Genomic DNA, 23,143 nt, shown 5'->3' on the forward strand with positions numbered 1-23,143 from the left:
GCTCCAGGAGCGACGAAGGGGGCGGTCACCCGGAACGAACGGGTGACCGCCCCTTTCGCTGTGTGCTAGTTGCTGGGGCTGGGGCAGTTCACGGGGCCGCGTTCGTGGCCGGTGATGAGCCACTGGTTCGCGTAGTCCTGTTTGGTCACGACGAACGTCCCGAGCGCGGGGCCGCCCTCGATGTCGAACACGCACGAGTCGATCCGGATGCTCGCGATGCCCGGGTCGTAGGGCTGCGGGTAGACCGACTCGGCGTAGTCGTTGACGTGGGTGACCTTCTTGTTGAGCGCCAGCACGGCCTGCCTGCAGTCGCGGTAGCCGAGGTGGTCGGCGAACTGCTGCTGCGTCTCCTGGGAGAAGCGGCCGCACGCCTCGGCGACGAGCGGTTCGTTGGTGTTCGGGTCGACCTGCGCGATGGCGTCGTAGACCTGGCGCACGGCCTCGTACGGCTCGTCGGAGAGCAGCTCGTTGGTGTGGTACTTCCCACCGCCCATCTGGGCAGCCGACTTGGTGCTGTCCCCCTCGTCGGAGCCGAAGAAGTAGTTGTAGGCCCAGGTCAGGGCCAGCGCGAGGAGCAGGAAGAAGATCAGCCAGCCGAGGATCTTCTTGCCGAGCCACCGCAGCCAGCCGGGCACCCTGCGGCGCGGGGGAGCGGGCGGCTGGTGGATGAGCTGCTGGGTCGCCGCGGGCGCGGGGTGGTACTGCGGCTGCTGGCCGGGTACGACCTCGGCTCCGCCCTGTCGCTGCGCCTCCTGGAACCTCAGGAAGTCCTGGAACTGCTGGAACTGCTGGAACTGGCGCAGCTGCTCCTGGTCGAGATCGGGAGGCGGCGACTGGGCGGGTTGCGCCTGCCGGGCGGGTTGGATGTCCGATCCGGGCGCGTGCTCGGACGCCGGTCCCTGCTCGGGCCCGGGCTGTCCGTCAGGTCGCTGCTCAACCACGTGACCCATGATGCCCGCTCGCGCACGGTATGTGGCTCCAGGTCGCCCGGCCGGCCGCAGTGAAGGCCACCTTCACAGCGTTCAACGCAGTGAAGGTGGCCTTCACTGCGGCTGGCGGGAGGGGCGGCGGTGAGGGGGCTCCGCGGGTCACGTATGCTGGTCAGCGGTTCTACCGAAGACCGCTGGTCTTCTCCGGGCACCGCGCCCGGGGAACGAAGGTCCGCAGTACGGCGGGCGGCCCGCGCAGGAGGACGAGGATCGCCACACTGACTCAGTGTGTATCGACGCCCCGCGCCTGCTGCGCCGGGGCGTTTGTCGTGTTGGGGGTCCGGGCGCAGCCAGTGGTCACCAGCCAAGAGAGGAGGCGACCATGGCGAAGCCCGACAAGGTGGCGGCCGTCGCCGAGATCGCGGACAAGTTCCGCAACAGCTCGGCAACCGTTGTCACCGAGTACACCGGCCTCTCCGTGTCCCAGCTCAGTGAGCTGCGCCGCGCTCTCGGCGACACCGCCAAGTACCGGGTCGCGAAGAACACCCTCGTCAAGCGTGCCGCTGAGGACGCTGGCATCGAGGGCCTCAACGATCTCTTCGTGGGTCCGACCGCGATCGCCTTCATCGAGGGCGAGCCGGTCGAGGCCGCGAAGGCGCTGAAGAACTTCGCGAAGGACCACAGCGCCCTCGTCATCAAGGGCGGCTACATGGATGGCCGCCCGCTCACGGTTTCCGAGATCGAGCGGATCGCCGACCTCGAGAGCCGTGAGGTGCTCCTCGCCAAGGCGGCGGGCGCGTTCAAGGCGAAGCTGTCCCAGGCCGCCGCGCTGTTCCAGGCGCCGGCGTCCCAGGTCGCCCGCCTGGCCGCCGCGCTCGAGGAGAAGCGCAAGTCCGAGTCCGGCGACGGCGCTGCCGACACTGCCGAGAGCTGACCGAAACACCACCCCCGACCAGCGAGTCGTAACAAGGAAGGAACGCCATCATGGCGAAGCTGAGCACCGAGGAACTGCTCGACGCTTTCAAGGAGCTGACGCTCCTGGAGCTCTCGGAGTTCGTGAAGCAGTTCGAGGAGACCTTCGACGTCACCGCGGCCGCCCCGGCCGCCGTCGTGGCCGCCGCCCCGGGTGCCGCGGGCGCTGCCGCCCCGGCCGAGGAGGAGAAGGACGAGTTCGACGTCATCCTCGAGGGCGCCGGCGACAAGAAGATCCAGGTCATCAAGGTCGTCCGCGAGGTCGTCTCGGGCCTTGGCCTGAAGGAGGCCAAGGAGCTCGTCGAGGGCGCCCCGAAGCCGATCCTCGAGAAGGTCGACAAGGACGCCGCCGACGCCGCCAAGGAGAAGCTCGAGGCCGCCGGCGCCAAGGTCTCCGTCAAGTGACCTGGTAGACCTGGCTGCACAGAGCACCGCGAAGGGCGGGTATCCGATCACGGGATGCCCGCCCTTTTCGTGCATCCGGTACCTCGGTGCGTTACCTTGCTCCCACCTTTGACGGTCGCGGCCGCGTTCCGCTGATCAGAACTGGTGAGTAACCTGTGCGCGCCCGGCTCGTTGCATGTGGGTGACGCAAGCTTCGGGGCGTGCTGCCGCGAATGGGCTCCGGGAGGTGCGATGGGTGTCGAGGTGGTCATCGAGGGCTTGACGAAGTCCTTCGGCAAGCAGACCATCTGGCGTGACGTGACGCTGACACTGCCGCCGGGCGAGGTGTCGGTGATGCTGGGCCCCTCCGGCACCGGTAAGTCGGTCTTCCTCAAGTCCATGATCGGCCTGCTCAAACCGGACCGCGGCAAGTGCGTGATCAACGGCGTCGACGTGGTCACGTGTTCCGAGCGCAAGCTCTACGACGTGCGCAAGCTGTTCGGTGTGCTGTTCCAGGACGGCGCGCTGTTCGGGTCGATGAACCTCTACGACAACGTGGCGTTCCCCCTGCGGGAGCACACGAAGAAGTCGGAGACCGAGATCCGGCGGATCGTGCTGGAGAAGCTGGAGATGACCGGTCTCTCCGGCGCGGAGAAAAAGCTTCCCGGCGAGATCTCCGGTGGTATGCGCAAGCGGGCAGGTCTGTCGCGCGCGCTCGTGCTGGACCCCGAGATCATCCTCGTCGACGAGCCGGACTCCGGTCTGGACCCGGTCCGCACCACCTACATCAGCCAGCTGTTCCTCGACGTGAACGCGCAGATCGACGCGACGTTCCTGATCGTCACGCACAACATCAACCTCGCCCGAACCGTGCCGGACAACCTGGGCATGCTCTTCCGCAAGGAGCTGGTGATGTTCGGGCCGCGCGAGGTGCTGCTGACCAGCGATGAGCCGGTCGTCAAGCAGTTCCTCAACGGTCGGATGGACGGCCCGATCGGCATGAGCGAGGAGAAGGACTCCGCCACGATGGCCGCTGAGAAGGCCATGTTCGAGGCCGGCCACCACGCGGGCGGCGTCGAGGACGTGACCGGGATCCCCGAGCAGATGCAGCCGACCCCCGGGGTGCCGGAGCGGGGAGGCGCGCGCCGCCGCAAGGACCGCGTGATGCGGATCCTGCACACGCTGCCGCCGGCCGCGCAGGAGGGGATCATCGAGTCGCTGAGCCCCGAGGAGCAGCGGCACTACGGCGTCCAGCCCCACCACGGCATCACCTCGCAGCGGGGCCAGTTGCCCACCGAGGACGTCGCCGCCCTGCCCGGATCCGGCTGGCGGGAGCCGAGACCGGTGACCGACACCGACCGCCTTCCACCTCCCTACCCGCAGCAGGGACGTCCATGAGCGGTGGCGAGCGCAGCGAGGAATCGCTCCAGATGACACAGCGCGGTCGTGCCTCATGGACGGTCTCGGCCCGCGAGGAACGAGCACGGCGAGGATGTTCATGAGCTCTCGGGCCTCCACGGCCAGGGTTCCCGGCATGGGGATGCTGCGGGAAACCGGGAAGCTCTTCGCGCTCGGGCTCGACGTCCTACGTGGCATCTTCCAGCGGCCGTTCCAGTTGCGGGAGTTCATCCAGCAGTCCTGGTTCATCGCCAGCGTCACGATCCTGCCGACGGCGTTGGTCGCTATCCCGTTCGGCGCTGTCATCTCCCTGCAGTTCGGCTCGCTGGCCCGGCAGCTCGGCGCGCAGTCCTACACGGGTGCGGGCAGCGTGCTCGCCACGGTGCAGCAGGCGAGCCCGCTGGTCACCGCGTTGCTCGTGGCGGGCGCGGGCGGCTCGGCGATCTGCGCCGACATCGGCGCGCGCACGATCCGCGAGGAGATCGACGCGATGGAGGTGCTCGGCGTCTCGGCCGTGCAGCGGCTCATCGTGCCGAGAGTGCTCGCGTGCATGCTCGTCGCGGTGCTGCTCAACGGCATGGTCAGCGTCATCGGTGTGCTCGGCGGCTACTTCTTCAATGTCGTGCTCCAGGACGGCACGCCGGGGGCCTACCTGGCGAGCTTCTCCGCGCTGGCGCAGCTGCCCGACCTGTGGGTCGGTGAGCTGAAGGCCCTGATATTCGGCTTCATCGCCGCGGTCGTGGCCGCCTACCGGGGGCTGAATCCGCCACCGGGACCGAAGGGCGTCGGCGACGCGGTCAACCAGTCCGTCGTCATCACGTTCCTGTTGTTGTTCGTGGTCAACTTCGTGATCACGCTGATCTACCTGCAGGTCGTTCCTGCGAAGTTGGACTAGACGATGGCCACGTTCTCCCAGAACGCGAAGAAGCTCGCGAACCGTCCACTCGAGACGCTCGACGTCCTCGGCGACCAGATGTCGTTCTACCTGCGCGCGCTCGCGTGGGCACCGCGAACGATCCGGCGCTACACCAAGGAGGTCCTGCGCCTGCTCGCCGAGGTCAGTTTCGGCTCGGGATCGCTGGCCGTCATCGGCGGCACAGTCGGCGTCATGGTCGGCCTCACGCTGTTCACCGGTGTGCTCGTGGGTCTGCAGGGATTCTCGGCGCTCAACTCCATCGGCACCTCGGCGTTCACCGGCTTCCTCACGTCGTTCTTCAACACCCGTGAGATCGCGCCGCTGGTGGCCGGGCTCGCGCTGTCGGCGACCGTCGGCGCCGGGTTCACCGCTCAGCTCGGCGCGATGCGGATCTCCGAGGAGATCGACGCGCTCGACGTGATGGGCGTGCCGAGCCTGCCGTACCTGGTGACCACGCGGATCATCGCCGGGTTCGTCGCGGTGATCCCGCTGTACGTGATCGGCCTGCTCAGCTCCTACCTCGCCTCGCGGCTGGTGGTCATCTACATCTACGACCAGTCGGCGGGGACCTACGACCACTACTTCGACATGTTCCTGCCACCGCAGGACGTCTTCTACTCGTTCCTCAAAGTGCTGATCTTCAGTGTGCTGATCATCCTGACGCACTGCTACTACGGCTACCGGGCCTCCGGTGGTCCCGCGGGCGTCGGCGTCGCCGTCGGTCGCGCGGTGCGGCTGTCGATCGTGACGGTGGCCGTGGTCAACTTCTTCATCGGCTTCGCAATCTGGGGCACCGACACGACGGTGAGGATCGCGGGATGAGCCAGGCGATGGTCACACTGCGCCGCAGGCTGCTGGGCCTGCTGCTCATCGTGGTGCTCGTGGGCGGCGTGTACCTGAGCATCGCGTTGTACAACAAGAGCTTCTCGAAGTTCGTCAGCGTCACGCTCGAGGCCGACACGATCGGCAACCAGCTCACCGAGAACTCCGACGTGAAGGTGCGCGGGCTGATCGTCGGCAGCGTCGCGGACATCTCGCCGACCGAGACCGGGTCGAAGCTGACCCTGCACCTCGATCCCGGGCAGGCGCCGCTCGTGCCGAGCAACGTGTCCGCCCGGTTCCTGCCGAAGACGTTGTTCGGCGAGCGGTTCGTGTCACTGGAGATCCCTGAGCAGGCCTCGCCGCAGGCCCTGCGCGATGGTGACGTGATCCCGCAGGACCGCACGTCCAGCGCGATCGAGCTGGAACAGGCGCTCGAAAACCTGATGCCGGTGCTGCAGGCCGTCCAGCCGCAGAAGCTCTCCAGCACGCTCACCGCCATCTCCACGGCACTGCAGGGCCGGGGTGACGAGCTGGGCGCGACGCTTTCCGAGCTCGGCGCGTACGTCGGCGAGCTGAACCCGCACCTGCCTGCGCTGCAGCAGAACCTGCGTGAGCTGGCGGAGTTCTCCGACAACCTGTCGGTCGCCGCCCCGGACCTGGTGCGCACCCTCGACAACCTCAGGACCACGAGCCGCACCGTGGTGGAGCAGCGGCAGAACCTGCAGACGCTCTACGGCAACCTCACCACGGCGTCCACCGACCTGCGGTCGTTCCTCGAAGCCAACTCGGCCAACATCGTCAGCCTCGGCGAGACGGCGAGACCCACCGCCGAGCTGCTCGCGAAGTACTCGCCCGAGTACCCCTGCTTCATCGGGCAGATGGCCGATCTGCTGCCGCGCATCGACGAGGCGTTCGGCAAGGGCACCGACAGGCCCGGCCTGCACGCGACGATCGAGATCACCACCAACCGCGGGCCCTACATCCCCGGCCAGGACGAGCCGGAGTACGCGGACAAGCGCGGTCCGCGCTGCTACGCCATGGACGAGTACCCGGACCCCTTCCCGCAGTACCCGCCGGACGGCCCCGTCAAGGACGGCAGCGAGCCGCCGGAGCCCGCGCGTTCGCAGAACGATGGGCTGAACCCGGCGAACAACGCGGCCAACGCGGGCGGCTACAACGGCAGCGGCACCACGGCGGGCGGCAACCCCGCCAACACCCCGGCCGAGTACGCGCTCCTGTCGCAGCTCCTCGGCCCGCAGGTGGGCATGGACGCCGCCGACGTGCCCGGCTGGGGCGCGCTGCTGGTCGGACCGCTGTATCGGGGAGCGGAGGTGAACGTGCGTGAATAGAAAGGGTGGATGTGCCCCGTCGCCTGAGCTGAGTGCCACGAACGCGCTCTCGCCGAAGGCACGTTCGCGGTCGCGCGTTCAGACGGGGGGCCGGGCATGAGGGGTTTGGCAGCTCCGCTCACCAAGCTGACGATCTTCATCGTGGTCACCGTCGTGTTCACCGCGATCCTCGGCATCAGCATCGCCAACGTGAACCTGACCAAGACCAACGCCTACACGGCCCGGTTCACCGACGCCGCGATGTTGCTGCCCGGCGACGACGTGCGGATCGCGGGTGTACGCGTCGGCCAGGTGAGCGATGTGCGGATCGTCGATCGCAGGCAGGCCGAGGTGGAGTTCGAGGTGGACTCGGGCCGCAGGTTGCCTGCCGGGGTCACCGCCACGATCAAGTTCCGCAACCTCGTCGGCCAGCGTTACGTCTCGCTCGACCAGGGCACTGGCCAGCCCGCGGGACAGCTCGAACCCGGCGGGAACATCCCGGTCGAGCGCACGAGGCCCGCCCTCGACCTCAACGAGCTGTTCAACGGTTTCAAGCCGCTCTTCCGCGCGCTGGCTCCCGAGGACGTGAACAAGCTGTCCTTCGAGATCATCCAGGTTCTGCAGGGCGAGGGCGGCACCGTGGAGAGCCTGCTGGCGCACACGGCGTCGCTTACCACGACCATCGCCGAGAAGGACCAGGTCATCGGCCAGGTGATCGACAACCTCAACAGCGTGCTGGCCACCGTCAACGAACGCACGCCCCAGCTGTCCGACCTCATCGTGCGGCTCCAGCAGTTCGTGTCCGGCCTCTCCAGCGACCGCGAGCCGATCGGCGACGCGATCGAGTCGCTCGGCGAACTCACCACCACCACGGCGGGCCTGCTCGACGAGGCGAGAGAGCCGCTGAAGCAGGACATCGAGGCACTGGGCGTACTGGCGAAGAACCTGAACGACAGTGAGCCGCTCGTGGAGCACTTCATCCGGTTCCTGCCCGAGAAGGTCACCAGGATGACCGCGACCGCCGACTACGGCTCGTGGTTCAACTTCTACCTGTGCTCCACCGAGGGCAGCGTGCAGATCCCCGGCCTGATGAGCAAGCCGGTCGAGGTGCCGATCGCCCCGGTCGGCAGGGAACGGTGCATGGGCTGATGACGAGCTTCCAGAAACGCAACCCGATCCCGATCGCCGTCGTCGGCATCGTGCTCATGGTGCTGGGCACGGTCGCGGCGCTGAACTCCGACGACCTGCCGATCATCGGCGGCGGCACCACCTACACCGCCGAGTTCAGCGAGGCGGCCGGCCTGCAGTCCGACGACGAGGTCCGCATCGCGGGGGTCAAGGTCGGCAAGGTGACCGACGTCGAGCTCGCGGGCGACCGGGTGCGCGTGTCGTTCAAGGTCAAGGACGCGTGGCTGGGCGACCGCACCAGCGCGGCCATCAAGATCAAGACGTTGCTCGGGCAGAAGTACGTGGCCCTCGACCCGGTCGGCGAGCGGGCGCTCGACCCCGGCGACACCATCCCGAGGGAGCGGACGGTCGCGCCCTACGACGTGCTGGAGGCCTTCCGTGGGCTGTCCCAGACCGTCGACGAGATCGACACCGAGCAGCTCGCGCAGAGCTTCGACGTCCTCTCGGAGACCTTCGCCGACACCCCTGACGACGTGCGTGGCGCGCTCGACGGGCTCTCACAGCTGTCCAACACGATCGCCTCGCGCGACCAGCAGCTCTCGACGCTGCTGGCCAACACGCGGCAGGTCAGCCAGACCCTCGCCGACCGCGACGCCGAGCTGACGAAGCTCATCGAGGACGGCAACCTGCTGCTGGCCGAGCTGACCAGGCGCGAACAGGCCATCTCGGCCCTGCTGCAGGGCAGCCAGGCGCTGGCCACCGAACTCCAGGGCCTGGTGGACGACAACCAGGGGCAACTCGATCCCGTGCTGACCCAGCTCGACCAGCTCACGAGCATGCTGCAGCGCAACCAGGAGTCGCTGTCGGAGGGCATCCGCCGGTTCGCGCCGTTCATCCGGGTCTTCAACAACACGATCGGCAACGGCCGCTGGTTCGACAACTACATCTGCGGCCTGCTGCTGCCCTCGGTCGGCCCGCTCAACGAAGAGGGGTGCAACGCGCGATGAGTGACACCCGCTTCGGTCAGAGCCTCGCGCGGGCCATCACGATCGCGTGCGTGCTCGGGCTCGTGGTCGCGGGCGGCCTGTGGTGGACCCTGAAGGACGCCGGCCAGAAGCACGTGACGGCGTACTTTCCCAGCGCGGTCGGCCTCTACGTCGGCAACAGCGTGCGCGTGCTCGGCGTCGAGATGGGCGAGGTCACCAAGGTCGAGCCGCAGGGGGAGCGGGTCAAGGTCGAGATGACCTACGACCGCGAGGTCGCGATCCCCGCCGACGCGCAGGCCGTGATCGTCGCGCCGTCGCTGGTGTCCGACCGTTACGTCCAGTTCGGCCCCGCCTACACCGGCGGGCCCACGCTGGAGGAGGGCGCCACCATTCCGATGAACCGCACGGCCGTGCCGCTGGAGGTCGACGAGCTCAACGAGAGTCTCAGCCGCGTTTCGGAGTCGCTCGGCCCCAACGGCGCCAACCGTGACGGGTCGCTGTCGGACCTGCTGAACACCCTCTCCGACAACATGGAGGGCAACGGCAAGGCGCTGAACGACACGATCAACCGGCTCAGCCAGGCCGCTGGCACGTTGTCGGGCAACTCGGGTGACCTGTTCAAGACCGTCGAGAACCTCGCCAAGCTGTCTACGACGCTCGCGAACAGCGACGACCAGGTGCGCCAGTTCGAGACCCAGCTCGCCGACGTCAGCTCCTTCCTGGAGGGGGAGAAGGACAACCTGGCCGCCACGGTCCAGCAACTGAGCACCACCCTGTACTCCGTGCGGGACTTCATCGAGGACAACCGCGGCCGAGTGAAGTCCAACGTGGACAAGCTCGCCAGCGTCACCAGGGTGCTCGTCGACCAGCGCGCCGCGCTCGCGGAGACGCTCGACATCGCCCCGCTGGCGCTGGGCAACCTCGCCAACACCTACAACGCGTCGTCGGGCACGCTCGACGCCCGCGCCAACCTCAACGAGCTGACCCAGCCGCCCATCGCGATGATCTGCGGCTTCCTCAAGCAGACGCCGGACGCGCTCGACGCGCTCGGCGACCTGTGCGGGCAGGTGGCGCCGCTGCTCGACGGCACACTCCAGCTGCCGTCGCTGGCCCAGTCGGTGAACGCGCTGAACCAGGGCAAGCTGCCGCCGCTGCCGGTGCCGCTGACCGACCAGCTGCTGAGCTCGGGAGGTGGGCAGTGATGCGGTTCCGGAAGACCCTGGTCGCCGTGTCCGCCTCGGCGCTGCTCGCCGTGTCCGGCTGCGGTTTCACGGGCATCTACGACGTGCCGCTCCCGGGCGGCGCGGACCTCGGCGACGACCCGTACCGCGTCAAGGTGCAGTTCCGCGACGTGCTGGACCTGGTGCCGCAGTCGGGTGTTCGCGTCAACGAGGTCCCGGTGGGCCAGGTGGAGAGCATCGGCCTCGCCGAGGACGGCTGGACCGCCGAGGTGACCGTGGTGGTCAACGGCGACGTCCAGCTGCCCGCCAACGCCATCGCGAACCTGCGCCAGTCGAGCCTGCTCGGCGAGAAGTACGTCGAGCTGACCACCCCGCCCGAGGCGCCCGCCCAGGCGAAGCTCGCGGACGGGGACCTCATCCCGGTGTCGCGCACCAACCGCAACGTCGAGGTCGAGGAGGTGCTCGGCGCGCTGTCGATGCTGCTCAACGGCGGCGGGGTCGAGCAGCTCAACGTCATCACCAAGGAGCTCAACAACACCCTTGAGGGCAACGAGCCCGACGTCCGCGCCCTGCTGCACAACGCGGAGCGGCTGGTGAGCACCCTCGACGCGCAGTCGGGCGACATCACCCGCGCACTCGACGGGCTCAACCGGCTCTCCGGCACGCTCAACGCGCAGAAGGACCAGATCGCGGGCGCGATCGAGGACCTCGGCCCCGGCCTGCAGGTGCTCGAACAGCAGCGCGGACAGCTCGTGACGATGCTCCAGGCGCTGGAGGGCCTCTCCGGCGTCGCGGTGGACACCGTCAACGCCAGCCAGGAGGACCTGGTGGCCAACCTCCGGGCGCTCCTGCCGACGCTGCAGAAGCTCGGCGAGGCGGGCTCCGACCTGCCGAAGGCGCTCGAGATCCTGCTGACCTACCCGTTCAGCGACGCGGCCGTCGAGGGCGCGAAGGGTGACTACTTCAACCTCTACGCGAAGATCGACCTCAACCTCGGCGAGGTGCTGGCCAACATGGGCCGCAGCAGGCAGAACCCGCTGCAGGACGTCCCGATCCTCGGCCAGCTGACCAGCGGGCAGCAGGGCACGCCGGACAACGCGCCGCCGCCGCTGCCCCTGCCGGGCTCGCAGCCGCAGGCCACCCAGCAGGCCCCGACGGGACAGCCGCAGCAGCCGCGGAACACGGGCGTCCAGGGGATCTTCGACGTGTTGTCAGGGGGTGCCGGCTGATGCTCGTGCGCAGGACGAAGATCCAGCTCGTCGCATTCGCGATCATCTCGGTGCTCGCGATCGTGTACGCGCTGGTGCGCTTCACCGACGTCGAGAAGGTCTTCGGCGAGGGCGGCTACACGGTCCGGCTCCAGCTCGACGAGTCGGGCGGCATCTTCACCGGTGCCGAGGTGACCTACCGCGGCTACAACATCGGCAAGGTCGGCCAGCTCAGCCTCACCGAGACCGGCCTGCAGGCGAACCTCGAGATCGAGCCGGACGCCCCGCAGGTGCCGCGCGACCTGCATGCGCTGGTCGCCAACCGCTCGGCGGTCGGCGAGCAGTACGTGGACCTGCAGCCGGTGACCGAGCACGGTCCGTATCTCGAGGACGGCGCCGTGATCCCGGCCGAACGCACCAAGACGCCGATCCCGACCGAGAAGGTGATCGGCGACCTGGACAGCCTCGCCACGTCCGTTCCCACCGACGCGCTGCGCACGGTGGTGGACGAGTCCTACGACGCCTTCCGGGGCACCGGCGACGACCTTCAGGTGCTGATGGACACCACGCGCGACTTCACGAGGGTCGCGCAGCAGTACCTCCCGCAGACCGTTCAACTGCTGGAGCAGGGCAACATCGTGCTCGACACGCAGAACGACCTGGCCGGGTCGATGCGTTCCTTCAGCAGCGACCTGGCCTCGCTGTCGGAGACGCTGAAGAACTCCGACGGCGACATCCGCAGGCTGATCGACATCACGCCGCAGGTGTCCACTCAGGTCAGCGAGGTGCTCGCGGAAACGGGCCCCGGGCTCAGCTCGCTGGTGGCGAACCTGCTGACCACGTCGAACATCTTCGTGACCAGGCTCGACGGGCTCGAGCAGGCGATGGTGACCTACCCGATGGTGTCCGCGGGCGCGTTCAGCGTGGCGCCGGGCGACGGCACCGCCCACCTCGGGCTCGCGTTGAACCTGTTCAACCCGCCGTCGTGCACGAAGGGCTACCTGCCGCCCGAGGAGTACCGGCCCGGCAACGACATGAGCGAGCGCGCGCCGAAGGAGGACGCGTACTGCGCCGAGCCTGCGGGCAGCCCGATCAGCGTGCGCGGATCGCAGAACGCGCCGTTCAACGGCGTGCCGGTCGCGCCGAGCCAGGAGCAGGTGCAGGCCAACTCCACCCGTGACGAGGAGGAGCTCGCGTCGCTGCGCGGCGTCCCCGGCGTCGCGGGCAGCCCCGGCTTGAGCATCACGAGCCTTGGGCAGCTGATCGGCCTGCCGGGCTGATCCAGACCACACACCCCCGACCTACCCTGGAGCGTTATGAGTTCGGAGGAGCCGGAAGAGACGCGGGTCGACGCCGAGGCTCCCGAGCGGGAGCCGGGCGGACCGGAGCCGCGGGCGAGTTCGGGGCCGCCGAGGTGGCTCCTGTTCGGCAGCGCGGCGTTCGCGATCGCGGCCGTCGTCGTGGCCGCGGTGTTCGGGGCGATGTGGTGGGTCGCGGCCGCCGACGACAACGCCGACGTCGCGGCGGCGCGCGAGGACGTCGTGCGCGTGGCCGGACAGGCCGTCACCGCGTTCACCGAGGTCGACCACGAGAACCTCGACGAGTACTTCAACCGCCAGAAGTCGCTGGTCACCGAGGACCTGAAGACCCAGATCAGCAGCGCCGAGCAGACCTATCGAAAGGCGATCTCGGACGCCAAGACCAAGGTGGTGTCGACGGTGCAGGACGTCGCCGTCGAGGAGCTCAACGAGCGTGAGGGCGTGGCGAGCGCGCTCGCCACCGTGAGCACCAAGGTCACGCGCGGGCAGGAGCAGGGCACCAAGACGCTGCGCCTGGAGGTCCAGCTCAAGCGCGTCGACGACAACGGCGAGCAGGTCTGGAAGGTGTCGCAGATCGGTGACGTGCCGGTCGCGGCGACGACGCAGTAAGCGCAACGAGCAGCATCGGATCGGAGTCAGTCGTGTCAGCTTCCCGCCGCCTTCCCCGAGCGACCGGGGCGACGCCGCCGCCCGCCCGGCGCCCGCGCGTCGCCGGTCTGCGCAAGCCGGCGGCGCCCTCGCCCCGCCCGCGTCCGGAGACTCCCGAGAGCACCGAGCCGGAGGAGCCCGAGGCTCTTGAGCCTGCTGAGGTTCAGGAGGCCGCTGAGGCCGTCGAGCCGCCGGGGCCGGAACCCGAGGCGCTGACGCCGCCGGAACCGGCGGAGAGCGAGACCGAGGCCCCGAAACGACCCGCCCCGCGCCGCAAAGTCCGGGACTCGGGCACGGCCAAGCCCGCCTCCGAGGACGAGGTCGAGGTCGCCGAACCCGACGGCGAGCCCCTGCCGAAGCGGGGTTTCCGGAACTCGTTCGCGCTGGTCGGCGTGCTGCTCGTGGTCGGCCTGCTCTTCGCGGGGCTGGCGGTCTTCTTCCAGTTCAAGGGCAGTGACGCCTCGGCGCGGACGGAGAACACGGCTCTGCTCGACGTGGCCGGCACGGCGCAGGTCAAGCAGGAGATGAGCTCGGCGGCCGAGCGGCTGTTCTCGATCGACTACAACGACATCCCGAAGAACGAGCAGGCGGCGGACGAGCTGCTGGTCAACGACCAGGTACGGCAGCAGTACGAGCAGTTCATGGGCGAGCTCAAGCGGCTGGCTCCCGAGCAGCAGATGGTCGTCACCGTGAAGGCGACGCGCAGCGCCGTGGTGATGCTGGACGACGACCGGGCCAAGGTCATGGTGTACATCGACCAGACCGCCACGCGGGCGTCGGACAACCAGAACTCCTCGGGAGGCGCGGCGCTGTGGTTCACGACGGAGAAGCGCGACGGCAAGTGGAAGGTGACCGACATGGACACCTACGCCGCGGGCCAGCCCACTCCGGTGCCGCCGTCGGGCCAGCAGAACCAGCCGCCCGCGGAGAACTGAATCGCGCCGCTGCCGTGGTGCGGACCGCGAGGGCGGCAGGCCCCACGTTCGGGCCGGAGGAGCTCCCCTGACGGAAGCTCCTGGCCATGACCGGCCGGCCGGAGGGGCACAGGGCCCGCCGACGTGCACGTCTCGCGAGGCCGCGCTCCGGGCGGCTCGTCCTCCGCCGCCCGCCGAGAACTGAACAGAGCGCTGAGCGGATTCGGCGTGTGCCGAGGTGGCAAGCACTTGTGCGCCCCGGCGCCACTGCGCCAACCGACGGCAAGAGCGCGTGGGCGCTTGACTCAGCGTCCACGGGGGTTCACGCTTACAGGCAACGGCGAGCCTTGCGGGAGGCGAGCCAGGAGGACGGCGAATGAGGCTGGGCCCCGTCGGGCGTGCCCCCTCGACAAGTAGCGTCTTCAGGGCTAGACTGCTTCTTTGCGCTGCCCACTTTCAGGCTGCCCATATGCGGTAGCTAGGATGGTCGGCAACACCGCACCCTTGACAGTACGTGTTGCTAGTTGCTAACGCGGCTGCTCAACCGCTATGTCCCCGGAAGGACGCATCTTGGCAGTCTCTCCCGCGAACCAGGCCACTGCTGCGACCAACTCGACTCGAGAGTCAACGGGAATTCCAGGAGCACCGAAGCGGGTCTCTTTCGCGAAGATCCGTGAACCGCTGAGTACTCCCAACCTGCTTGACGTGCAGATTCGGTCTTTCGAATGGTTCACCGGCTCGGAGGCGTGGTTCGAACGCGCCGTCAACGAGGGTGACGAGCACCCGGTCGGTGGTCTCGAGGAGGTCCTCAACGAGATCTCCCCGATCGAGGATTTCTCGGGTTCGATGTCCCTGTCCTTCTCCGATCCGCGCTTCGACGAGGTCAAGGCCTCGGTCGAGGAGTGCAAGGACAAGGACATGACCTACGCGGCGCCGTTGTTCGTCACCGCCGAGTTCGTCAACAACAACACCGGCGAGATCAAGAGCCAGACGGTCTTCATGGGCGACTTCCCCGTGATGACCGACAAGGGCACCTTCATCATCAACGGCACCGAGCGCGTCGTGGTCTCGCAGCTCGTCCGTTCGCCGGGTGTGTATTTCGACCAGACCATCGACAAGACGACCGACAAGGACGTCTTCAGCGTCAAGATCATCCCGAGCCGTGGTGCGTGGCTCGAGTTCGACGTCGACAAGCGCGACACGGTCGGGGTGCGCATCGACCGCAAGCGCCGCCAGCCGGTCACCGTCCTGCTGAAGGCCCTCGGCTGGACCACCGAGGCGATCCGGGAGCGGTTCTCCTTCTCCGAGACGCTGCTCGCGACGCTGGAGAAGGACCACACGGCCGGCACCGACGAGGCGCTGCTCGACATCTACCGCAAGCTGCGTCCGGGCGAGCCGCCGACGAAGGAGAGCGCGCAGACGCTCCTGGAGAACCTGTTCTTCAAGGACAAGCGCTACGACCTCGCCAAGGTCGGCCGGTACAAGATCAACAAGAAGCTCGGCCTCGACCTGCCGTACGACAGCGGCACGCTCACCGAAGAGGACATCGTCACCACCATCGAGTACCTCGTCCGCCTGCACGCGGGCGAGGAGACGATGAAGCCCGGTGAGACCGAGGTCCCCGTCGAGACCGACGACATCGACCACTTCGGCAACCGTCGCCTTCGCACCGTCGGCGAGCTGATCCAGAACCAGATCCGGGTCGGTCTCTCCCGCATGGAGCGCGTGGTCCGCGAGCGGATGACCACCCAGGACGTCGAGGCGATCACGCCGCAGACCCTGATCAACATCCGCCCGGTCGTCGCGGCGATCAAGGAGTTCTTCGGAACCTCCCAGCTGTCGCAGTTCATGGACCAGAACAACCCGCTGTCGGGCCTGACCCACAAGCGCCGCCTCTCGGCGCTGGGCCCCGGTGGTCTGTCCCGTGAGCGCGCCGGCATGGACGTCCGCGACGTGCACCCCAGCCACTACGGCCGGATGTGCCCGATCGAGACGCCTGAAGGCCCGAACATCGGTCTGATCGGCTCGCTGTGCTCCTACGCGCGGGTGAACCCGTTCGGCTTCATCGAGACGCCGTACCGGAAGGTCGTCGAGGGCCGGGTCACCGACCAGGTCGACTACCTGACCGCCGACGAGGAGGACCGCTTCGTCAAGGCGCAGGCCAACGCGCCGCTGACCGAGGACGGCCACTTCGTCGAGGAGTCGGTGCTGGGTCGCCGCAAGGGCGGCGAGGTCGAGCTGATCGACCCGCTCGAGATCGACTACATGGACGTCTCGCCGCGGCAGATGGTGTCGGTGGCCACCGGCATGATCCCGTTCCTCGAGCACGACGACGCCAACCGCGCGCTGATGGGCGCGAACATGCAGCGTCAGGCTGTGCCGCTGCTGCGCAACGAGTCGCCGCTGGTGGGCACGGGTGTCGAGCTGACCGCCGCCGTCGACGCCGGTGACGTGCTCGTGGCCGAGCAGGCCGGCGTGGTCGAGGAGCTCTCGGCCGACATGGTCACGATCATGCACGACGACGGCACGCGGAAGAGCTACGGACTGTACAAGTTCCGTCGCACCAACGCGGGCACGTGCTTCAACCACCGCCCGGTGGTCGACGAGGGTGACCGGGTCGAGAAGGGCCAGGTCATCGCCGACGGGCCGTCCACCGACAAGGGTGAGATGGCGCTCGGCAAGAACCTGCTCGTGGCGGTCATGCCGTGGGAGGGCCACAACTACGAGGACGCCATCGTCATCTCGCAGCGGCTCGTCCAGGACGACGTGCTCACCTCGATCCACATCGAGGAGCACGAGATCGACGCGCGCGACACCAAGCTGGGTGCCGAGGAGATCACGCGGGACATCCCGAACGTCTCCGAGGACGTGCTCGCCGACCTCGACGAGCGCGGCATCATCCGCATCGGTGCCGAGGTCCGCGACGGCGACATCCTGGTCGGCAAGGTCACGCCGAAGGGCGAGACCGAGCTGACCCCGGAGGAGCGCCTGCTCCGCGCGATCTTCGGTGAGAAGGCGCGCGAGGTCCGCGACACCTCGCTGAAGGTGCCGCACGGCGAGACCGGCAAGGTCATCGGTATCCGCGTGTTCTCCCGCGAGGACGACGACGAGCTGCCCCCGGGCGTCAACGAGCTCGTCCGCGTCTACGTGGCGAAGAAGAGCAAGGTGCAGGACGGCGACAAGCTCGCGGGCCGGCACGGCAACAAGGGCGTCATCGGCAAGATCCTCCCGGTCGAGGACATGCCGTTCCTCGAGGACGGCACCCCGGTCGACGTCGTGCTGAACACCCACGGTGTGCCGCGCCGGATGAACATCGGGCAGATCCTCGAGCTGCACCTCGGCTGGCTGGCCTCGCAGGGCTGGAAGGTCGACGGGGCTCCGGAGTGGGCGAAGAACCTCTCCGACGAGCTGCGGGACGTCGAGCCCGGCACGAACACCGCCACCCCGGTGTTCGACGGTGCCAAGGAGGAGGAGCTCATGGGGCTGCTCTCCTGCACCAAGCCGAACCGCGACGGCGACCGCATGGTCGGCCCGGAGGGCAAGGCGACCCTGCTGGACGGCCGCTCCGGCGAGCCGTTCCCGTACCCGGTGTCGGTCGGCTACATGTACATCCTGAAGCTGCACCACATGGTGGACGACAAGATCCACGCCCGTTCGACGGGTCCGTACTCCATGATCACGCAGCAGCCGCTGGGTGGTAAGGCGCAGTTCGGTGGCCAGCGCTTCGGTGAGATGGAGTGCTGGGCGATGCAGGCCTACGGCGCGGCGTACACGCTGCAGGAGCTGCTGACCATCAAGTCCGACGACGTGCTCGGCCGCGTGAAGGTCTACGAGGCCATCGTCAAGGGCGAGAACATGCCGTCGCCGGGTATCCCGGAGTCCTTCAAGGTCCTCTTGAAGGAGCTGCAGTCGCTCTGCCTCAACGTCGAGGTGCTCTCCAGCGACGGGGCCGCCATCGAGATGCGCGACTCCGACGACGAGGACCTCGAGCGTGCGGCTGCGAACCTCGGCATCAACCTGTCCCGCAACGAGTCGCCCTCGGTGGACGACGTCGTGCAATGACCCAGCCACCTGGTGGCGGGCGAGCCTCCCGCACGCCCGCCACCAGGTAGCCGACCCCTCCAGTCGAATCAACCCCAAGGGGATGCAGCATCTTGCTGGACGTCAACTTCTTCGATGAGCTCCGGATCGGGCTGGCCACCGCCGACGACATCCGTCAGTGGTCCTTCGGTGAGGTCAAGAAGCCGGAGACCATCAACTACCGCACCCTGAAGCCGGAGAAGGACGGGCTCTTCTGCGAGAAGATCTTCGGTCCGACCCGCGACTGGGAATGCTACTGCGGCAAGTACAAGCGAGTTCGCTTCAAGGGCATCATCTGCGAGCGCTGTGGTGTCGAGGTGACCCGTGCCAAGGTGCGCCGTGAGCGGATGGGCCACATCGAGCTGGCCGCCCCGGTCACGCACATCTGGTACTTCAAGGGTGTTCCCTCGCGCCTGGGCTACCTGCTCGACCTGGCGCCGAAGGACCTCGAGAAGATCATCTACTTCGCGGCCTACGTCATCACCGGCGTCAACACCGAGCTGCGGCACAACGACCAGCCGACGCTGGAGAACGAGATCAGCGTCGAGCGCAAGAACATCGAGGCGAAGCGCGACGCCGACATCGAGGCGCGGGCGCAGAAGCTCGAGGCCGACCTCGCCGAGCTCGAGGCCGAGGGCGCCAAGGCCGACGTGCGCCGCAAGGTCAAGGAGGGCGGCGAGCGTGAGATGCGCCAGCTCCGCGACCGGGCCCAGCGTGAGCTGGACCGCCTCGAGGAGGTCTGGTCCACGTTCACCAAGCTCGAGCCGCGGCAGCTGATCGTCGACGAGCTGCTCTACCGCGAGCTGGTCGACCGCTACGGCGAGTACTTCACCGGCGGCATGGGCGCTGAGGCCATCCAGAAGCTGGCCACCGAGTTCGACGTGGACGCCGAGGCCGAGTCGCTGCGCGAGACCATCCGCAGCGGCAAGGGGCAGAAGAAGCTCCGTGCCCTCAAGCGGCTCAAGGTCGTCGCGGCCTTCCAGGCCACCGGCAACGACCCGCGCGGCATGGTGCTCGACGCCGTCCCGGTGATCCCGCCGGAGCTGCGGCCGATGGTGCAGCTCGACGGTGGCCGCTTCGCCACGTCGGACCTCAACGACCTGTACCGCCGCGTGATCAACCGCAACAACCGCCTCAAGCGACTGATCGACCTCGGCGCGCCCGAGATCATCGTCAACAACGAGAAGCGGATGCTGCAGGAGGCCGTCGACGCGCTGTTCGACAACGGCCGCCGCGGGCGCCCGGTGACCGGCCCCGGCAACCGTCCGCTGAAGTCCCTGTCCGACCTGCTCAAGGGCAAGCAGGGCCGGTTCCGCCAGAACCTGCTGGGCAAGCGTGTCGACTACTCCGGCCGTTCGGTCATCATCGTCGGTCCGCAGCTGAAGCTGCACCAGTGCGGTCTGCCGAAGGACATGGCGCTGGAGCTGTTCAAGCCGTTCGTCATGAAGCGGCTGGTCGACCTCAACCACGCGCAGAACATCAAGTCCGCCAAGCGCATGGTGGAGCGGGCTCGCCCGCAGGTCTGGGACGTGCTGGAAGAGGTCATCAACGGCCACCCGGTGCTGCTCAACCGTGCTCCGACGCTGCACCGCCTCGGCATCCAGGCCTTCGAGCCGCAGCTGGTGGAAGGCAAGGCCATCCAGCTGCACCCGCTGGTCTGCGAGGCGTTCAACGCGGACTTCGACGGTGACCAGATGGCCGTGCACCTCCCGCTGTCGGCGGAGGCGCAGGCCGAGGCCCGCATCCTGATGCTGTCGGCGAACAACATCCTGTCGCCCGCTTCGGGTCGTCCGCTCGCCATGCCGCGTCTGGACATGGTCACCGGTCTGTTCCACCTGACCAGGCTGGACGAGAAGGCCAAGGGCGCCGGTCAGGCGTTCTCCTCGGTGGCCGAGGCCATCATGGCGTTCGACATGAAGCAGGTCGGTCTGCACGCGCCGGTCAAGATCCGCGTCAAGGACCGCCAGCCGCCGAAGGCCGAGGAGGCCAAGCTCCGCGAGAACGGCTGGGAGCCGGGCCAGACCTGGCTGGCCGAGACGACGCTGGGCCGGGTGCTGTTCAACGAGCTGCTGCCCGCCGACTACCCGTTCGTCAACGAGCCCCTGCCGAAGAAGCGGCAGGCGGTCATCGTGAACGACCTCGCCGAGCGGTACTCGATGACGCAGGTCGCGCAGACCCTGGACCGGCTCAAGGACGCCGGCTTCCACTGGGCCACGCGCTCCGGTGTCACGGTCGCCATCTCCGACGTGCTCGTGCCGCCGGAGAAGAAGGAGATCCTGGACCAGTACGAGGCCAGGGCGTCGCAGGTGGAGAAGCGCTACCAGCGTGGCCAGCTCTCGCACGCCGAGCGCAACAACGAGCTCGTCAAGGTGTGGGGCCAGGCGACGGAGGACGTCGCCAAGGTCATGGAGGAGCACTTCCCCGAGGACAACCCGATCGCGATGATCGTGAAGTCCGGCGCGGCGGGCAACATGACCCAGGTCCGGTCGCTGGCCGGTATGCGCGGTCTGGTGTCGAACCCGAAGGGTGAGTACATCCCGCGTCCGATCAAGTCCAACTTCCGTGAGGGTCTCTCGGTGGCGGAGTACTTCATCGCCACCCACGGTGCCCGGAAGGGTCTTGCCGACACCGCGCTGCGGACCGCCGACTCGGGTTACCTGACCCGTCGTCTGGTGGACGTGTCGCAGGACGTCATCGTCCGCGAGATCAACTGTGGCACCGGTCGCGGCATCAACATGGTCATCGGTGAGGACCTCGGCGACGGCAGGGTCGTGCGCACCCAGCACGTCGAGACCAGCGCCTACGCGCGCTGCCTCGCGGTCGACGCGGTCGACGCTCAGGGCAACGTGGTGCTCAACGCCGGTGACGACCTCGGTGACCCGGCCATCGAGACGCTGATCTCGAGCGGCATCACCAAGGTCAAGGTGCGCAGCGTGCTCACCTGCGAGTCGGCTCAGGGTGTGTGTGCGACCTGCTACGGCCGCTCGATGGCGACCGGCAAGCTGGTCGACGTCGGTGAGGCCGTGGGTATCGTCGCCGCCCAGTCGATCGGTGAGCCCGGCACGCAGCTGACCATGCGTACCTTCCACCAGGGTGGTGTCGCCGGTGACGACATCACCACGGGTCTGCCCCGTGTGACCGAGCTGTTCGAGGCCCGGGTCCCGAAGGGCAAGGCGCCGATCGCCGACGTCGATGGCCGTGTGCGCATCGAGGAGAGCGAGCGGTTCTGGAAGATCACGCTGATCCCGGACGACGGCAGCGAGGAGATCGTCTTCGACAAGCTGTCGAAGCGGCAGCGGCTCGCGGTCGGCCCGAACGGCCCGCTGGCGGACGGCGACCACGTCAACGTCGGTCAGCTGCTGCTCGAGGGCACGCCGGACCCGCACGAGGTGCTGCGTGTGATGGGTCCGCGCGAGGCTCAGATGCACCTGGTGGACGAGGTCCAGAAGGTGTACCGGGCGCAGGGTGTGTCGATCCACGACAAGCACATCGAGGTCATCGTGCGGCAGATGCTGCGCCGCGTGACGATCATCGATTCCGGCGCCACCGAGTTCCTGCCCGGCGAGCTGCCCGAGCGCACGCGCTTCGAGCAGGTCAACCGGCAGGCGGTGGCCGAGGGCGGCGAGCCTGCCTCGGGTCGCCCGGTGCTGATGGGTATCACGAAGGCCTCGCTGACCACGGACTCGTGGCTGTCGGCGGCGTCGTTCCAGGAGACCACGCGTGTCCTGACCGACGCGGCGATCAACGGCCGCAGCGACAAGCTCGTGGGCCTCAAGGAGAACGTGATCATCGGTAAGTTGATCCCGGCCGGTACGGGCATCAACCGGTACCGCAACATCCAGGTGCAGCCGACCGAGGAGGCGCGGGTCGCGGCGTACGCGATCCCGTCCTACGACGACGGCTACTACACCCCGGACGTGTTCGGTACGGGCACCGGTGCCGCCGTGCCGCTGGACGACTACGACTTCGGTCGCGACTTCCGCTAGAAGGCACGAACGACGGAGCCCCCGCAGCCAGGTGCTGCGGGGGCTCTTCGTTTTCCGTGCCTACTGCTGGGAGCGGGCGAGGGCGGCGACCTCCGCCCTCGCCCCAACCGCAGTGAAGGCCACCTTGACTGCGTTGAACGCAGTGAAGGTGGCCTTCACTGCGGTCCGAGGGCTGCCCTCGCCACCGGAGGCCTCGCCGCCTAGCGGAACTGCCACGCCTGCGCGGGGAGGCGTTCGACGAAGTCGATGAGCAGGTCGGCGTTGGCGAGCAGCACGTCCGCGTCCAGCCGCCCAGCGAACTCGGAGCGCACCACGCCTTCGTCGAACTCGAGGAACTTGTCCCGGTACCGGCTTCCGTACAGCAGGAGGTCGAGCACCGGCCCGGTGAGCACCGTCCTGGCGAAACGCTCGTCCGCGGCCGCCACCTCGAAGACGTCGTCGAAGCGCGCGTTGCCGAGCTGGAACACGGTCAGTTCGTCACCTCGGTAGGTGAGCCCCGCCGGCTTGCGCGCCGAGATCCGCAGGCGCGGGGTCGGCGGGGTGCGCACCTGGACGATGTTGTTCTGCAGCCACCGGACCACGCTCCGGCCTGCCTCGATGGCCCTGACGTTGTACGTGTAGTCGACGCCCAGCACCTGGTGGTTGCGGTGGGCGAACTCGACCGCCTGGTCGAACTGCTCGATCGGGCGGAGCGCGTCGCTGGCGTGGTTGTAGCGGGGTTCGGGCAGGACGCCGAAGGAGGGCCGCGTCCCGCTCTGTGCCGTGTGGACTGTCGCGTTGAGACGCTGCACGAGCCCTGTCATGCCTGCCACGCGGTCGGTTTCGGTCGCCCGCCTGCGCGGCCCGGCCACGAACACGCGGTGCAGCCCCACGGCGATCACCGCCAGGAGGATGACGGCACCGATGGCGCCGCCGACGATCTCGCTGCTACCCAAGCCGGTTCC

The 23,143-nt window shown here is 68.2% G+C and carries 17 protein-coding genes; 15 read left to right on the top strand and 2 right to left on the bottom strand.

Annotated features, from left to right (window positions below; translation table 11 throughout):
- Positions 1-65 precede the first annotated feature (65 nt).
- Positions 66-950, bottom strand: coding sequence for a hypothetical protein (locus tag DI005_RS04945; protein ID WP_113641386.1), 885 nt, complete (start codon positions 948-950; stop codon positions 66-68).
- 361 nt (positions 951-1,311) lie between these two features.
- On the opposite strand from DI005_RS04945, the gene rplJ reads away from it, so the two are divergent.
- The 15 genes from rplJ to DI005_RS05020 all read left to right on the top strand — a co-directional run bounded on the left by rplJ (position 1,312) and on the right by DI005_RS05020 (position 22,199).
- Positions 1,312-1,863, top strand: coding sequence for a 50S ribosomal protein L10 (rplJ, locus tag DI005_RS04950; protein ID WP_112276812.1), 552 nt, complete (start codon positions 1,312-1,314; stop codon positions 1,861-1,863).
- 50 nt (positions 1,864-1,913) lie between these two features.
- Positions 1,914-2,306 carry a 50S ribosomal protein L7/L12 gene (rplL, locus tag DI005_RS04955; RefSeq protein ID WP_112276814.1) on the top strand — a complete coding sequence of 131 codons (393 nt, stop codon included), beginning with the start codon at positions 1,914-1,916 and terminating at the stop codon, positions 2,304-2,306.
- 231 nt (positions 2,307-2,537) lie between these two features.
- Positions 2,538-3,683, top strand: coding sequence for an ABC transporter ATP-binding protein (locus tag DI005_RS04960; RefSeq protein WP_112276816.1), 1,146 nt, complete (start codon positions 2,538-2,540; stop codon positions 3,681-3,683).
- Positions 3,684-3,783: 100 nt separating this feature from the next.
- Entirely contained in the window at positions 3,784-4,578 is a 795-nt protein-coding gene (locus DI005_RS04965) for an ABC transporter permease (protein WP_112277101.1), read from the top strand.
- A gap of 3 nt (positions 4,579-4,581) precedes the next feature.
- On the top strand, positions 4,582-5,421 hold the full coding sequence (locus DI005_RS04970; RefSeq protein WP_113641387.1) for an ABC transporter permease: 840 nt from the start codon (positions 4,582-4,584) through the stop codon (positions 5,419-5,421).
- Positions 5,418-6,770 (top strand): MCE family protein, encoded by a 1,353-nt coding sequence (locus tag DI005_RS04975; protein WP_113641388.1) that lies wholly within the window; start codon positions 5,418-5,420, stop codon positions 6,768-6,770. The genes DI005_RS04970 and DI005_RS04975 overlap by 4 nt, the downstream gene beginning before the upstream one ends.
- Positions 6,771-6,866: 96 nt before the next feature.
- Positions 6,867-7,898, top strand: a complete 1,032-nt coding sequence (locus DI005_RS04980) for an MCE family protein (protein ID WP_112276820.1) — start codon at positions 6,867-6,869, stop codon at positions 7,896-7,898.
- On the top strand, positions 7,898-8,884 hold the full coding sequence (locus tag DI005_RS04985; RefSeq protein WP_112276822.1) for an MCE family protein: 987 nt from the start codon (positions 7,898-7,900) through the stop codon (positions 8,882-8,884). Before DI005_RS04980 ends, DI005_RS04985 begins: the two co-directional genes overlap by 1 nt.
- Positions 8,881-10,065 (top strand): MCE family protein, encoded by a 1,185-nt coding sequence (locus DI005_RS04990; protein ID WP_113641397.1) that lies wholly within the window; start codon positions 8,881-8,883, stop codon positions 10,063-10,065. The genes DI005_RS04985 and DI005_RS04990 overlap by 4 nt, the downstream gene beginning before the upstream one ends.
- Positions 10,065-11,273 carry an MCE family protein gene (locus DI005_RS04995; RefSeq protein WP_112276824.1) on the top strand — a complete coding sequence of 403 codons (1,209 nt, stop codon included), beginning with the start codon at positions 10,065-10,067 and terminating at the stop codon, positions 11,271-11,273. The genes DI005_RS04990 and DI005_RS04995 overlap by 1 nt, the downstream gene beginning before the upstream one ends.
- Entirely contained in the window at positions 11,273-12,532 is a 1,260-nt protein-coding gene (locus DI005_RS05000; RefSeq protein WP_113641389.1) for an MCE family protein, read from the top strand. Before DI005_RS04995 ends, DI005_RS05000 begins: the two co-directional genes overlap by 1 nt.
- Positions 12,533-12,568: 36 nt before the next feature.
- Complete coding sequence (locus tag DI005_RS05005; RefSeq protein WP_112276828.1) at positions 12,569-13,180, top strand: hypothetical protein; 612 nt, start codon at positions 12,569-12,571, stop codon at positions 13,178-13,180.
- A gap of 32 nt (positions 13,181-13,212) precedes the next feature.
- Entirely contained in the window at positions 13,213-14,154 is a 942-nt protein-coding gene (locus tag DI005_RS05010) for a hypothetical protein (protein WP_113641390.1), read from the top strand.
- A gap of 549 nt (positions 14,155-14,703) precedes the next feature.
- Entirely contained in the window at positions 14,704-18,195 is a 3,492-nt protein-coding gene (locus DI005_RS05015; protein WP_112276832.1) for a DNA-directed RNA polymerase subunit beta, read from the top strand.
- A 92-nt stretch (positions 18,196-18,287) separates the two neighbouring features.
- The gene (locus DI005_RS05020; protein WP_112276834.1) at positions 18,288-22,199 is read left to right on the top strand and encodes a DNA-directed RNA polymerase subunit beta'; all 3,912 of its coding nucleotides are present in this window, start codon (positions 18,288-18,290) and stop codon (positions 22,197-22,199) included.
- Between the two features lie 200 nt (positions 22,200-22,399).
- Here the strand turns inward: DI005_RS05020 and DI005_RS05025 are convergent, their stop codons facing one another.
- Positions 22,400-23,134: a hypothetical protein gene (locus tag DI005_RS05025; protein WP_113641391.1), complete on the bottom strand. Its 735-nt coding sequence runs from the start codon at positions 23,132-23,134 to the stop codon at positions 22,400-22,402.
- Positions 23,135-23,143 lie beyond the last annotated feature (9 nt).

The sequence above is a fragment of the Prauserella sp. PE36 genome, from assembly GCF_003311655.1.
Classification (GTDB): Bacteria; Actinomycetota; Actinomycetes; order Mycobacteriales; family Pseudonocardiaceae; genus Prauserella_A; species Prauserella_A endophytica.

Bases quoted from the DNA above. Each gene is read 5' to 3' on its own strand.
- DI005_RS04945 (WP_113641386.1), bottom strand. From the start codon at position 950: ATGGGTCACGTGGTTGAGCAGCGACCTGACGGACAGCCCGGGCCCGAG.
- rplJ (WP_112276812.1), top strand. From the start codon at position 1,312: ATGGCGAAGCCCGACAAGGTGGCGGCCGTCGCCGAGATCGCGGACAAG.
- rplL (WP_112276814.1), top strand. From the start codon at position 1,914: ATGGCGAAGCTGAGCACCGAGGAACTGCTCGACGCTTTCAAGGAGCTG.
- DI005_RS04960 (WP_112276816.1), top strand. From the start codon at position 2,538: ATGGGTGTCGAGGTGGTCATCGAGGGCTTGACGAAGTCCTTCGGCAAG.
- DI005_RS04965 (WP_112277101.1), top strand. From the start codon at position 3,784: ATGAGCTCTCGGGCCTCCACGGCCAGGGTTCCCGGCATGGGGATGCTG.
- DI005_RS04970 (WP_113641387.1), top strand. From the start codon at position 4,582: ATGGCCACGTTCTCCCAGAACGCGAAGAAGCTCGCGAACCGTCCACTC.
- DI005_RS04975 (WP_113641388.1), top strand. From the start codon at position 5,418: ATGAGCCAGGCGATGGTCACACTGCGCCGCAGGCTGCTGGGCCTGCTG.
- DI005_RS04980 (WP_112276820.1), top strand. From the start codon at position 6,867: ATGAGGGGTTTGGCAGCTCCGCTCACCAAGCTGACGATCTTCATCGTG.
- DI005_RS04985 (WP_112276822.1), top strand. From the start codon at position 7,898: ATGACGAGCTTCCAGAAACGCAACCCGATCCCGATCGCCGTCGTCGGC.
- DI005_RS04990 (WP_113641397.1), top strand. From the start codon at position 8,881: ATGAGTGACACCCGCTTCGGTCAGAGCCTCGCGCGGGCCATCACGATC.
- DI005_RS04995 (WP_112276824.1), top strand. From the start codon at position 10,065: ATGCGGTTCCGGAAGACCCTGGTCGCCGTGTCCGCCTCGGCGCTGCTC.
- DI005_RS05000 (WP_113641389.1), top strand. From the start codon at position 11,273: ATGCTCGTGCGCAGGACGAAGATCCAGCTCGTCGCATTCGCGATCATC.
- DI005_RS05005 (WP_112276828.1), top strand. From the start codon at position 12,569: ATGAGTTCGGAGGAGCCGGAAGAGACGCGGGTCGACGCCGAGGCTCCC.